The sequence below is a fragment of the Blastococcus sp. CT_GayMR16 genome (assembly GCF_004570875.1).
Taxonomy (GTDB): Bacteria; Actinomycetota; Actinomycetes; order Mycobacteriales; family Geodermatophilaceae; genus Blastococcus_B.
In genome coordinates, this window is the sequence record NZ_SPQK01000024.1 from 11,351 (window position 1) to 24,053 (window position 12,703).

The window sequence follows — 12,703 nt, forward strand, 5'->3', positions numbered from 1 at the left end:
GCGGCCGGCGCCACGATCTGACTCTTCCGAGGACGTGCTGTGTTCGAGACCCTTTCCGACCGCCTGGACAAGGTCTTCACCGGCCTGCGCGGCAAGGGTCGGCTCACCGAGGCCGACATCGATGCCACCGCGCGGGAGATCCGCATCGCGCTGCTGGAAGCCGACGTCGCGCTCCCGGTCGTGCGGGCCTTCATCGACGCCGTCAAGGAGCGCGCCCGCGGGGCGGACGTCTCCCAGGCGCTGAACCCTGCCCAGCAGGTCGTCAAGATCGTCAACGAGGAGCTCATCAAGATCCTCGGTGGCGAGACGCGCCGGATCCGGCTGGCCAAGACGTCGCCGACGGTGATCATGCTCGCCGGCCTGCAGGGTTCCGGTAAGACGACGCTGGCCGGCAAGCTCGGTCGCTGGCTGAAGAGCCAGGGCCACACGCCGCTGCTCGTCGCCGCCGACCTCCAGCGCCCGAACGCCGTCCAGCAGCTCTCGGTGGTGGCCGGTCAGGCCGGCGTCGACGTCTACGCGCCGGAGCCGGGCAACGGCGTCGGCGACCCGATCCGGGTGGCCGCGGACTCCATCGAGCACGCCCGCCGCACCATGCACGACGTCGTCGTCGTCGACACCGCCGGCCGGCTGGGCATCGACGCCGAGCTGATGGCGCAGGCGGCAGGCATCCGCGACGCGGTGCAGCCCGACGAGACCCTGTTCGTCGTCGACGCGATGATCGGTCAGGACGCCGTCACCACGGCGCAGGCCTTTGCCGACGGGGTGGGCTTCTCCGGCGTCGTCCTCACCAAGCTCGACGGCGATGCCCGCGGTGGTGCCGCGCTCTCGGTGCGGTACGTCACCGGCCAGCCGATCATGTTCGCCTCGACCGGCGAGAAGCTCACCGACTTCGACGTCTTCCACCCCGAGCGGATGGCCTCGCGCATCCTCGGCATGGGCGACGTGCTCACGCTCATCGAGCAGGCCGAGAAGACCTTCGACGCCGACCAGGCCGAGCGGATGGCCGGCAAGCTCGCGTCCCGGGAGGGCTTCACGCTCGAGGACTTCCTCGAGCAGATGATGGCGATCCGCAAGATGGGTCCCATCGCCAACCTGCTGGGCATGCTGCCCGGCGCCGGGGCGATGAAGGAGCAGCTCAAGCAGGTCGACGACCGCGACCTCGACCGCACCGCGGCGATCATCCAGTCGATGACGCCGGCCGAGCGGGTCAACTCGAAGATCATCAACGCCTCGCGGCGGGTGCGGATCGCGAACGGCTCCGGGGTCAGCGTGACCGACGTCAACCAGTTGCTGGAGCGGTTCACGCAGGCCCAGAAGATGATGAGCCAGATGGCCGGCAGCATGGGCCTGCCGGGTATGGGGCCGATGTCGAAGAAGCAGCGCGGGCGCCAGATCCAGGCCCAGCCCAAGAAGGGCAAGAAGGGGAAGGGCAAGGCGCGCTCCGGCGGCCCGGCCCGCCGGCCCAGCGGTGCTCCCGGGTTGCCGCCCGGCGCCGGCTTCCCGACCGGGCTTCCCGGCGGCATGCCCGGCCTCCCGCCGGGGCAGGGCTTTCCCGACCTGACCAAGCTCAACTTCGACCAGCCCGGGGACGAGCGGCCGGGCCGGTGACGTCGGTGCTGCACCTGTCGGGGGTGCTGCTGCCCGAGGGCGAGCACCGCGACCTGTGGGTGCGCGACGGGCGGATCACGTTCGAGCCGGTCCTCGGTGCGGAGACGGTCAGCCGCGGCGGCTGGCTGGTGCCCGGCCTGGTGGATGCCCACTGCCACGTCGGGATCGCCTCGGGCGGCGGTTCGGTCGAGGACCTCGCCGCCGCCCGCGCGCAGGCGCTGACCGAGCGTGCGGCCGGGGTGCTGGCGCTGCGCGACTGCGGCTCGCCGGTCGACACCCGGGCGTTGGACGACGAGCCGGACCTGCCGCGGATCATCCGCGCGGGGCGGCACATCGCCGCCCCGCGCCGCTACATCCCCGCCCTCGCGGTGGAGGTCGATCCGGGCGACCTGGCCGCCGAGGTCCGCGTGCAGGCGCGACGCGGAGACGGCTGGGTCAAGCTCGTCGGTGACTGGATCGACCGTGGTGTCGGGGACCTGGCGCCGGAGTGGCCGACCGACGTCCTGGCCTCCGCGATCGCGGTGGCGCACGAGGAGGGCGCCCGGGTCACGGCGCACACCTTCGGCACCGATGCGCTGCCCGGCCTGATCGCTGCGGGCATCGACTGCATCGAGCACGGCACCGGGCTGACCGAGGACCTGCTCGCCGACATGGCCGCCCGCGGCACCGCCGTCGTCCCGACGCTGGTGAACGTGGAGAACTTCCCCGGGTTCGCCGAGGCGGGGGAGACGAAGTTCCCGGCCTACGCCAGCACGATGCGCCGGCTGTACGCGAGCTCCGGCGCGGTCGTGCGGGCCGCCTTCGAGGCGGGGGTGCCGATCTACGCCGGCACCGACGCCGGAGGCGGCATCGAGCACGGGGTCATCGCCGACGAGGTGCGGGCACTGCACGCCGCCGGGATCCCGGCCGAGGCCGCGCTGGCCGCCGCCTCCTGGGCTGCCCGCCAGTGGCTGGGGCTCGCCTGCATCGAGGAGGGCGCGCCGGCCGACCTGGTCGTCTACGACAGCGACCCGCGGGCCGACCTCGACACCTTGCAGCGACCGCAGCGGATGCTGCTGAGAGGTCGCATCGTCGTCTAGCCCGGCCTTCCGGCGTACTCGAGCAGGTGCTCGCGCAGGAAGGACAGCTCGGCGTCGGCCGCCGGTTCGTGCGCGTCGGCAAACGGGGCGTAGTGCCCGCCGGGCAGGCGGACCAGCTCTCCGCGGGGCGCGCGTTGCGCGGCACGGGCGGCGGGCCCGGGGAGGGCCGACTGGTCCTGGTCGCAGACGACGACGAGCAGCGGACACCGGACCCGCGAAGCGAAGCGCCCCGGCCGGTAGAGCCCGACGCGCAGTGCCGAGCGCGCCGCGACCGCCTGCTGCCACTCGGGATACCTGTTGTCGGGATCGAGTGCCGCGTCACCGTGGATGGCGTCCGGTGTCGTGAGGACAGCAACGGTCCCCGGGGCTCCGGCGAGTGGTACCAGCAACGGTGCACGGCCGACCAGGCCGCCAAGGGCATCGCGGAGCCCCCTGCCCATGAGGCGGAGCAGCGCGAGTGGTTCCTGGTGGCGCAACGCATTACGCGTGGCGGCCTGTCCGTCTGCGGTGGGCGTCTGCGCGATCGCGGCGGCGAGTTCCAGCTTCCGGGCCGCGACGCACAGGACGTGACCGCCCGAGACCGAGAACCCCCAGATCGCGACCCTTGCCGGGTCGACTCCCGGCAGGGTGCGAGCGAAGCTGATCCCGGCCTGCCAGTCGGCCAGCTGCTCGCGGATGCGCACGACCTGGCGCGGCATTCCACCGCTCTCCCCGAAATGGCGGTAGTCGAACGCCAGGACGGAGAACCCGGCGTCGTGGAAGCGCCGCGCGAACAGGTCGGTCCCCGGCTCCTTGGTCACGGCCATCCCCCCGGCCATGACCACGCACGCTCCGTTCGTCCCCGGGTAGTACCAGGCCGCGCACTCGGTGTCGCCGCTGACGAAGCGGGCCTTCTTGCGCTCCATGGGCATCTGCACGACCGCCTTCACCTGGACGAGGCTCCGGAGGCGAAGCGAACCACGTGGTTCGCATCGTGTCCAGGCGGCCGCACCTCCCCGTGGTTCCGGAGTGCAGGGCCGGCGCCTACTGGCCCGCGGCTTCCTCGCGCTCCAACGCCCGAGCCAGGGCCTCGAACCCCGCTGCGATCCCGGCGGTGTCGCCGCTGGTGCGGGCATCCACGAGGAATCCCCGGAGCGTCGCGAGGATCATCTCGGCGACCTCGAGCTTGCGCCGGTCGGACCACTCCTCGGGACACAGCGACTGGAGCGACGGCAGGTACTGCTTCGACGCTCCCCGGCCGAGACCCTCGTACCGGTCCGGGTCGTACATCGCCAGACCGATCGCCTGGTCGAGCACCCGCGCTTCCTCGCTGACGAGGACCGGCCAGACGGCGCGCACGCGATCGGCCAACGACGTGGCTCCCGCCGCTTCCCGCGTCGCTGCCAGCCCTCTGACGATGCGCCTCTCGCGCAATCGAAGGACCGCCTGTCCGAGCAGGTCGTCCACTCCGTCGAAGTGATAGAGGAGCACCTTGTGCGTCGTACCGGCCGCCCGCGCGGCACGCCTGAGGGAGAAGTCGACCAGGCCGTTGACCGACAGGTCGTCGGTGACGCGATCGAGCAGTTCCCGGCGCCGTGCCTCGCCCCGCGCCGACCCGGCCGATCGTCGGTAGCCCGTTCGCTCTCGTGAGCCATCTGTCCCGCGGTCCACCTCGACAGCATCCACGGTGTGCCCTTCGGGTACTCCGGGTGCAGGCGCCCTCTTCGGGTGCGGGGTCATGTCTCACCACCCGGCGGGCCGAGCTCGAGAGAGACGGTCGTGCCGGTGGGGGAGGAGTCGATCCTCAGCCGGCCGCCGGACGCTTCGGCCGTGCGCCGGGCGATGTCCAGGCCGAGTCCGGTCGACCCCCCGCCACTGCTGCCCCGCTCGACCGCGGTGGGTTCGGTCCCCGGGCCCGTGTCGGCGACCGTCACCTCCGCGCCGCCGCCGTCCCTCGGCCGGACGGCGACCCCGAACGCCGTCCCGTCGGGGGTGTGGGAGAAGACGTTGCCGAGCAGGGCGTCCACCGCGGCGCCGAGGTCGGCCGCGGCCACCCGGACCGACAGCGGGACACCGGGCAGGTCGACGGTGACCGCGCGTCCCTCCTCCTCGGCGAGGACGGACCAGAAGTGCACCCGCTCGCCGACGACGGCCGTCGCGTCGCACCCGGCGCCCAGGCCCTCCCGGACCGGGCGTCGCGCCTCGGAGATCACCTCGTCGATGCCCTGGGCCACCGCGTCGACGTCGGCGAGCAGCCGGGTGCGGTCGGCGTCGGCCAGTCCCTCCACGTCCAGCCGGAGCGCGGTCAGCGGCGTGCGCAGGCGGTGCGCCAGATCCGCGGCGGCCTCGCGCTCGGCGACGAGGAGCTCGTCGATCCGGCCGGCGAGCCGGTTCACCGCTGTCCCCACCGCCCGGACCTCCCGAGGTCCCGCCGGCGTGGCCCGGGCGGTCAGGTCGCCGCTGCCGAGCCGGTGCGCGGTCGCGGCCAGGTCGGTGACCGGCCGGGTGAGGGACCGGGCCAGCCGGTCGGCCACCACCAGGGCCAGCAGGAGGAGGACGACGCCGAGGCCGCCGAGGACCAGCCAGGTGCGGGTCACGCCCGCGCGCAGCTGCCCGGCCGGCACGAAGACCTCGATGACCGCCGTCCCGTCGATGCGGCGGACCGGCTGCACCAGTCGCGTCCCGTCGTCGCTCTCGACCACCGTCGGGCTCGCCGGCGCGATCCGGTCGCCCAGGGCGCCGGTCTCCTCGAGCCAGGTGTCGTCGGTCCAGCGCACCGCCACGGTGAAATCGGGGGAGGTGCCGATGAGGTTCGCCGTCACCTGGGCCCGGTCGTCGAGCCCGACGGAGGGGATCAGGAACTGCAGCTGGGCCCGGGCCGCGTCCAGGGCCCGCGCCTCGGCGACCCGGGCGACCAGCGAGGCCGCCGGCAGCAGGAACGCGAGCAGGACGACCGACGTGGTGGCCGCCACCAGCAGCGTGATCTGCCGCCTCACGGTTCGGGCTCGGCCAGCCTGACGCCGACCCCCCGGACGGTCTGCAGCAGCCGGGGCTCGGCCGCGCTCTCGCCGAGCTTGCGGCGCAGCCACGACAGGTGGACGTCGACGGTCTTGTCCGACCCGCCGTAGGGCAGCTGCCACACCTCGCTGAGCAGCTCGCGCTTGGAGACGACGGTGCCCGAGCGCGCCGCCAGGTAGGCCAGCAGGTCGAATTCCTTCGGGGCGAGCTCGACCGCCCGCCCGCCGACGGTCACCCGGCGGCTCCGCGGGTCGACGGTGAGGTCCCCGACGGTCACCGGGGTCGGACCGGCGTCGACGCCGGCGGCACGACGCAGCACCGCGCGGATGCGGGCCTCGAGCTGTCCGGCCTGGAACGGCTTGAGCACGTAGTCGTCGGCGCCGGCGTCCAGGGCCTGCACGATGCTCTCGTCGTCGTCACGCGCGGTGGCCACGATGACCGGCACGGTGGAGACGGCCCGCAGCATCCGCAGCATCTCCCGGCCGTCGAGGTCCGGCAGGCCCAGATCCAGGACGACGAGGTCGGGACGGTCCTCGACCGCCTGGCGCAGTCCGGCCAGCGCCGTCCCCGCCGAGCTCACCGCGTGACCGCGCTCGCGCAGCGCCCGGATCAGGGCCGCGCGGATGCGCTCGTCGTCCTCCACCACCAGGAGCTGGGCCACGGCGCGACGCTAACGCCCGATCCGGCGCCTCCGGCCGTTCCGGACCCGTCTTGACCCCGTCTTGGGGCGCTCTTAACCCGTTCGGCTGCATGCTGCGACGGTGAACCGCAGCCTCGTCCTCGGCGCAGCCTGGACCGCATCGGCCGCCGCGGCCGTCGGACTGGGGTTCCTGGCGGTCTCCCTGGTCGACGCGTCGGCGTCACCGGGGACGCAGCAGGTGGCGGCGTCGACGACCGCCTCCGTCCCGTCGACGTCCCCGTCGACGTCCCCGACGGCTGCCCCGACGGCCGCCGCCCCGGGGGAGCAGGTCACCGTCGGCGGGACGGTCTTCGCCGCCTGCACCAGCGGCGCCCCGGACCTCGCGAGTGCCCCGGCGCCGGGCTGGTGGGTGGACGACTCCTCCGACCAGGGCGAGGTCGAGTTCAGGAACGGCAGTCAGAAGGTCGAGGTCCACACGGTCTGCGTCGACGGCGGGCCGCAGTTCTCCGTCGAAGGGCCGCGAGCCGACGGCGGCTCCTCGGCATCGACGACACCGGGGCCGACGACGCCCGCTGCGCCGTCCTCCGCCGACGACTCGTCGGGTCGTGGCGGAGGAGGCCACGGGTCCGACGACCCGGCCGGGGACGACTCCTACTCCTCCGGCCGCGGCGGCGGCGGCCACGGCGGAGACGACTGACGGCGCTGCCGGGACCGGCGGGGCAAACGGCTCGCCCCGCCTGGGAGACTTCCCCCGTGTTGTTGCGGATGTCGACCCTGTTCCTGCGCACCCTTCGTGACGACCCGGCGGACGCCGAGGTCCCCAGCCACCGGCTGCTCGCCCGCGGCGGCTACATCCGCCGGGCCGCGCCCGGCGGGTTCACCTGGCTGCCGCTGGGCTTCCGCGTCTTCCGCAACGTCGAGCGCGTCGTCCGCGAGGAGATGGACGCGATGGGCGCGCAGGAGGTGCACTTCCCCGCGCTGCTGCCCCGTGAGCCGTACGAGGCGACCGGCCGGTGGACCGAGTACGGGCCCAACCTCTTCCGTCTGCAGGACCGCCGCGGGAACGACTTCCTCCTCGGGCCGACGCACGAGGAGATGTTCACGCTCCTGGTGAAGGACCTGTACTCGTCGTACAAGGACCTGCCGCTGTCGCTGTACCAGATCCAGACCAAGTTCCGGGACGAGGCGCGACCCCGGGCCGGGCTGATCCGCGGCCGCGAGTTCACGATGAAGGACAGCTACTCCTTCGACGTCGACGACGCCGGCCTGGACCGCTCCTACGCCGCCCACCGCGACGCCTACATCCGGATCTTCGACCGGCTCGGGCTCGACTACGTCATCGTCTCGGCGATGTCCGGCGCCATGGGCGGATCCAGGAGCGAGGAGTTCCTGCACCCCACTGTCATCGGCGAGGACACCTTCGTCCGTTCGCCCGGGGGCTACGCCGCCAACGCAGAGGCCGTCGTCACTGTGGTTCCAGCGTCCATCCCGTTCGATGGTCTGCCCGAGGCGCACGTCGAGGACACCCCGGACACCCCGACGATCGACACGCTCGTCGCGGTCGCCCAGCAGCTGTTCCCCGACCAGGGCTACACCGCCGCGTCGACGCTGAAGAACGTCGTCGTCACGCTCGTGCACCCCGACGGCACCCGCGAGCCCCTGGTAATCGGCATCCCGGGGGACCGGGAGGTCGACGCGAAGCGGCTCGAGGCCCAGGTGGCGCCCGCCGAGGTGGAGCCGTTCACCGAGTTCGACAAGCACCCGGCGCTGGTGAAGGGCTACATCGGCCCGCAGGTGCTCGGCAGCGAGAACGAGTCGAAGATCCGCTACCTCGTCGACCCGCGCGTCGCTCCCGGCTCGCGCTGGATCACCGGCGCCAACGCGCCCGGCAAGCACGTCTTCGACCTCGTCGCCGGCCGGGACTTCACCTGGGACGGCGTCGTCGAAGCCGCCGAGGTGCTCGCCGGCGACCCCGCCCCCGACGGCTCCGGCCCGCTGGAGCTGGCCCGCGGCGTCGAGATCGGGCACATCTTCCAGCTGGGCCGCAAGTACGCCGAGGCCCTCGACCTCAAGGTGCTCGACGAGAACGGCAAGCTCGTCACCGTCACGATGGGCTCCTACGGCGTCGGCGTCTCCCGCGCCGTCGCGGCCATCGCGGAGTCCAACCACGACGAGCTCGGGCTGATCTGGCCCCGGGAGGTCGCCCCGGCCGACGTGCACGTCGTCGCCACCGGGAAGGACCCGGCGATCTTCGAGGCCGCCGAGGCGCTCGCCGCGGAGCTCGTCGCCGCCGGTCTGACCGTGCTGTACGACGACCGGCCGAAGGTCTCCCCGGGCGTGAAGTTCAAGGACGCCGAGCTGCTCGGGATGCCGACGATCGTGACCGTGGGCCGCGGCCTGGCCGACGGCGTTCTCGAGCTGCGCGACCGGGCGACCGACGCGCGCGAGGACGTCCCGGTCGCCGACGCCGCGGCGAGGGTGCTGGCCGCCGTCCGGGGCCAGGTTGCCCCGACGCCCGCGTGACGTCGCGGTGATGGGCCTGTGACGGCGCAGCCCTAGCGTCGCTCGGATCCCTTCACAGGTTCGAGGTGACCGTCATGGCCGATGTCATCGGTGCCATCCGCGACAAGTGGCTCGCCCTCGGTGGCAACAGCTTCACCGGACCCGCCCTGGACGTGGAACGCCCCACGTTCGACGGCGTGGGGCGGGCCCAGCCGTTCCGGGACGGCGTGATCATCAGCTGGCATCCGCAGCTCGGCGCCTTCGAGGTCCACGGTGCCATCGGGGAGAAGTGGCAGCAGATGGGACGGGAGCAGTTCGGCTATCCCGTGACCGACGAGACGACCACCCCGGACCGACGCGGCCGCTTCAACCACTTCCGGTCGATGCAGATCGTCGGCGACCCGGTGGCATCCATCTACTGGACCCCGGAGACGGGGGCCCACGAGGTCCGCGGCGCCATCCGGAGCGCATGGGAGAGGTCCGGATTCGAGCGCGGCCCCCTCGGCTACCCGATGAGCGACGAGTTCGGGGACGCGGCGCACCGCCGGAGCAACTTCGAGCACGGCTTCATCGACTGGACCCCGCAGCGCGGCGCCCAGGTGCACGGCCCCGTCCGCATCGATTGAGCCCTCGCCAGGGGCGGGGAAGCGAGGGGTCCGGCATCTGGCACAATGGCGGGTCGAACACGGCTGCGGCGGCCCTCTCACCGACGCCGTCGTGTCCATGGCTCCGCCCCGGCGTACCCCCACACGCCGCTCCGGCGAGCAACCGATCCAGCGTTCGAGGAGTACACCACCCACCGTGGCCACCAAGATCAAGCTCATGCGCCTGGGCAAGATGCGCGCGCCGTACTACCGCATCGTCGTCGCCGACGCCCGGACCAAGCGTGACGGCCGCTCGATCGAGACGATCGGCAAGTACCACCCGAAGGAGGATCCCTCCTTCATCGAGGTCGACACCGAGCGGGCGCAGTACTGGCTCGGCGTCGGCGCCCAGCCGACCGAGGCCGTCGCCGCCATCTTCCGGGTGACCGGCGACTGGCAGAAGTTCAAGGGCGAGGCAGCGCCGCCGCCCATGCGCGTCGCCGAGCCCAAGCCGGACAAGAAGGCCCTCTACGAGGCCGCCGTCCGTTCCGGCATGGACGAGCCGACGACCGACGCCACCACCGCCAAGAAGAAGGCGGCGCCGAAGAAGGCTGCTGCCGAGGCTCCCGCCGAGGCCGCCCCGGCCGCCGACGCTGCTGCTCCCGAGGAGACGCCGGCCGCCGAGGCCGCCGCTCCGGAGGCTCCGGCTGCCGAGGCTCCCGCCGAGGAGACCCCGGCTCCCGCCGAGACGCCCGCCGAGTAAGACGTGCTCGAAGAAGCGCTCGAGCACCTGGTCAAGGGCATCGTCGACCACCCGGAAGACGTGACCGTCGATCTGCTCACCAACCGCCGCGGCAAGACCCTCGAGATCCGGGTGCACCCCGACGATCTCGGCAAGGTCATCGGCCGCGGCGGGCGCACCGCCAAGGCACTGCGCCAGGTGATGACCGGCGTCGGCGGACGCGGTCTCCGGGTCGACGTCGTCGACACCGACGGGCGCTGAGTACGGGCTTGCCGGAACACACCTTCGACACCGTGGTGGTCGGCCGCATCGGTCGGCCCCACGGTGTCCGTGGTGAGGTGACCGTCGAGGTCCGCACCGACGACCCCGATCTCCGCTTCGTGCCCGGGGCCGTGCTGCGCACCGACCCGGCCGACCGGGGGCCGATCACCATCACCGGCGTGCACTGGCACAGCGGCACCCTCCTGCTCCGGCTCGAGGGCGTCGACAGCCGTGAGGACGCCGAGGCCGTCCGCAACACCGAGCTCCTCGTCGACGTGGCCGATCTCCCGGAGATCGAGGACCCCGACTCCTACTACGACCACCAGCTGGTCGGCCTTGCCGTCCGGCTGACCGACGGCACGGTGCTGGGCGAGATCACCGTCGTCCGTCACGAGGCCCAGGACCTGCTCGTCGTCCGCCGAGCGGAGGGCGGTGACCTGCTGATCCCGTTCGTCTCGGCGATCGTCCCCACGGTCGACCTCGACGGCGGGTTCGTCGTGGTGGACCCGCCCGAGGGCCTGCTGGAGCTCTGACTCCCATGCAGATCGACGTCATCACGATCTTTCCCGAGTACCTCGCCCCGCTGCGCCAGTCGCTGCTGGGCAAGGCCGCCGAGCGCGGCCTGGTGAGCATCGGCGTCCACGACCTGCGGGAGTGGACCGACGACGTGCACCGCACCGTCGACGACTCCCCCTACGGCGGCGGCCCCGGCATGGTCATGCGACCCGAGCCGTGGGGCCGCGCTCTGGACGCCGTCCGCCCTCCGGGTACCCGCCTGGTCGTCCCCACGCCCGCCGGTCAGCCGTTCACCCAGGCGCTGGCGGCGCAGTGGGCGACCGAGCCGGGGCTGGTCTTCGCCTGTGGCCGCTACGAGGGCATCGACCAGCGGGTCGCCGACTGGGCCGGCGATGCCGGTCCCGTCTCCGAGGTCTCCATCGGGGACTACGTGCTCGCGGGCGGGGAGTCCGCCGTCCTGGTGATGGTCGAGGCGGTCACCCGGCTCCTTCCGGGTGTCGTCGGCAACGCCGAGTCGGTCGAGTTCGACTCGCACGCCGACGGACTGCTCGAGGGGCCGTCCTACACCCGCCCGGCGTCCTGGCGCGGCCACGAGGTGCCGCCCGTGCTGCTGTCGGGCGACCACGCCGCGATCGCCCGCTGGCGGCGCGCGGAGTCGCTGCGCCGCACCGCGGACCGCCGTCCCGATCTCTTCGCTGCGCTGACCGAGGCGGAGCAAGCTGCGCTCGATGGCTGACCGGCCGTGGGTGCGGCCCACTGCTCGGGTCGTCGTCCTCGACCCGGCCGGCCGGGTGCTGCTCCTCGGAGCCCGGCTGACGGACCCCGCGGTGCCCCCCGGCGACGTGCTGTTCTGGTACACGCCGGGCGGCGGAGTGGAGGACGGCGAGTCGCTGCGCGTCGCCGCCGTCCGGGAGCTGGCGGAGGAGATCGGGTTGGTGGTCGGACCGGCCGCGCTCGAGGGGCCGATCTGGCTGCGCCGGAACCTCGACGTCTTCGCCGGGCTGGAGATCGACTCGCGGGAGACGTTCTTCGTGCTCCGCGACGTCGTCCACGAGGTGGACGCGAGCGGGCGCACCGACCTGGAGATCCTCGGCGACGAGCCGCACCGCTGGTGGTCGGCGTCCGAGATCGCCGCGAGCGCGGAGGAGTTCGCCCCGGGTGACCTCGCCGACCGGCTTCCCGAGCTGCTCACCGGCCCCTGGACGGGGCCCCCGCGCATCGTCTCCTGAAGATGTGGCACAGTAGAGGACTGCTGCGGAAGCTCCGACGAGGAGCCGCTGCCATTGATTCGGACGGCTGGGCTTTCCGCTGTCTGCACCAACCGAACGACGCCGCTCAAGTACTGAGCCAGAACATGAGGACTGCCGAGATGAACACCCTGGACGCACTCGACGCCGACTCGTTGCGCGACGACATCCCCGACTTCCGCGCCGGGGACACCGTCAAGGTCCACGTCCGCGTGGTCGAGGGCAACCGCTCGCGCATCCAGGTCTTCCAGGGCGTCGTCATCCGCCGTCAGGGCGGCGGCGTCCGCGAGACCTTCACCGTGCGCAAGGTCAGCTTCGGCGTCGGCGTGGAGCGCACCTTCCCGGTGCACACCCCGGTCGTCGAGAAGATCGAGGTCGTCACGCGCGGTGACGTCCGCCGCGCCAAGCTGTACTACCTCCGTGAGCTGCGCGGCAAGGCCGCCAAGATCAAGGAGAAGCGCGACATAATCTCGCGCTGACACGCTGAGAGCCGGTCACGACCGGCTGTCGTCGCGGCGGGTCTCCCG

The 12,703-nt window shown here is 72.8% G+C and carries 15 protein-coding genes; 11 read left to right on the plus strand and 4 right to left on the minus strand.

Annotation, left to right across the window (positions count from 1 at the left end; all coding sequences use genetic code 11):
- Positions 1-39: 39 nt before the first annotated feature.
- Together ffh and E4P38_RS19955 are read left to right on the plus strand one after the other, a co-directional pair.
- Positions 40-1,608: a signal recognition particle protein gene (gene ffh / locus E4P38_RS19950; protein ID WP_135133739.1), complete on the plus strand. Its 1,569-nt coding sequence runs from the start codon at positions 40-42 to the stop codon at positions 1,606-1,608.
- Positions 1,605-2,687: an amidohydrolase family protein gene (locus E4P38_RS19955; protein ID WP_245161181.1), complete on the plus strand. Its 1,083-nt coding sequence runs from the start codon at positions 1,605-1,607 to the stop codon at positions 2,685-2,687. Before ffh ends, E4P38_RS19955 begins: the two co-directional genes overlap by 4 nt.
- Here the strand turns inward: E4P38_RS19955 and E4P38_RS19960 are convergent.
- The 4 genes from E4P38_RS19960 to E4P38_RS19975 form a co-directional block, all read right to left on the minus strand.
- Entirely contained in the window at positions 2,684-3,616 is a 933-nt protein-coding gene (locus E4P38_RS19960; RefSeq protein WP_209309218.1) for an alpha/beta hydrolase, read from the minus strand. The two genes, E4P38_RS19955 and E4P38_RS19960, sit on opposite strands and share 4 nt — an antisense overlap.
- Before the next feature lie 94 nt (positions 3,617-3,710).
- On the minus strand, positions 3,711-4,352 hold the full coding sequence (locus E4P38_RS19965; RefSeq protein WP_209309219.1) for a hypothetical protein: 642 nt from the start codon (positions 4,350-4,352) through the stop codon (positions 3,711-3,713).
- A 50-nt stretch (positions 4,353-4,402) separates the two neighbouring features.
- Entirely contained in the window at positions 4,403-5,662 is a 1,260-nt protein-coding gene (locus E4P38_RS19970; RefSeq protein ID WP_135133741.1) for a HAMP domain-containing sensor histidine kinase, read from the minus strand.
- Entirely contained in the window at positions 5,659-6,345 is a 687-nt protein-coding gene (locus tag E4P38_RS19975; RefSeq protein ID WP_135133742.1) for a response regulator transcription factor, read from the minus strand. Before E4P38_RS19975 ends, E4P38_RS19970 begins: the two co-directional genes overlap by 4 nt.
- A 100-nt stretch (positions 6,346-6,445) precedes the next feature.
- On the opposite strand from E4P38_RS19975, the gene E4P38_RS19980 reads away from it, so the two are divergent.
- The 9 genes from E4P38_RS19980 (at position 6,446) to rplS (ending at position 12,655) form a co-directional block, all read left to right on the plus strand.
- Complete coding sequence (locus E4P38_RS19980; RefSeq protein WP_135133743.1) at positions 6,446-7,021, plus strand: hypothetical protein; 576 nt, start codon at positions 6,446-6,448, stop codon at positions 7,019-7,021.
- Positions 7,022-7,077: 56 nt separating this feature from the next.
- Positions 7,078-8,847: a proline--tRNA ligase gene (locus E4P38_RS19985; protein ID WP_135133744.1), complete on the plus strand. Its 1,770-nt coding sequence runs from the start codon at positions 7,078-7,080 to the stop codon at positions 8,845-8,847.
- Between the two features lie 74 nt (positions 8,848-8,921).
- The gene (locus tag E4P38_RS19990; protein ID WP_135133745.1) at positions 8,922-9,452 is read left to right on the plus strand and encodes a hypothetical protein; all 531 of its coding nucleotides are present in this window, start codon (positions 8,922-8,924) and stop codon (positions 9,450-9,452) included.
- Between the two features lie 175 nt (positions 9,453-9,627).
- On the plus strand, positions 9,628-10,173 hold the full coding sequence (gene rpsP, locus E4P38_RS19995; RefSeq protein WP_135133746.1) for a 30S ribosomal protein S16: 546 nt from the start codon (positions 9,628-9,630) through the stop codon (positions 10,171-10,173).
- A 3-nt stretch (positions 10,174-10,176) separates the two neighbouring features.
- Positions 10,177-10,413 carry an RNA-binding protein gene (locus E4P38_RS20000; RefSeq protein WP_029339070.1) on the plus strand — a complete coding sequence of 79 codons (237 nt, stop codon included), beginning with the start codon at positions 10,177-10,179 and terminating at the stop codon, positions 10,411-10,413.
- An 8-nt stretch (positions 10,414-10,421) separates the two neighbouring features.
- The gene (gene rimM, locus E4P38_RS20005) at positions 10,422-10,946 is read left to right on the plus strand and encodes a ribosome maturation factor RimM (protein ID WP_245161182.1); all 525 of its coding nucleotides are present in this window, start codon (positions 10,422-10,424) and stop codon (positions 10,944-10,946) included.
- 5 nt (positions 10,947-10,951) lie between these two features.
- Positions 10,952-11,665, plus strand: a complete 714-nt coding sequence (gene trmD, locus E4P38_RS20010) for a tRNA (guanosine(37)-N1)-methyltransferase TrmD (RefSeq protein ID WP_135133748.1) — start codon at positions 10,952-10,954, stop codon at positions 11,663-11,665.
- Complete coding sequence (locus E4P38_RS20015; RefSeq protein ID WP_135133749.1) at positions 11,658-12,158, plus strand: NUDIX domain-containing protein; 501 nt, start codon at positions 11,658-11,660, stop codon at positions 12,156-12,158. The genes trmD and E4P38_RS20015 overlap by 8 nt, the downstream gene beginning before the upstream one ends.
- Positions 12,159-12,298: 140 nt before the next feature.
- Positions 12,299-12,655 (plus strand): 50S ribosomal protein L19, encoded by a 357-nt coding sequence (rplS, locus tag E4P38_RS20020; RefSeq protein WP_135133750.1) that lies wholly within the window; start codon positions 12,299-12,301, stop codon positions 12,653-12,655.
- Positions 12,656-12,703: the final 48 nt, after the last annotated feature.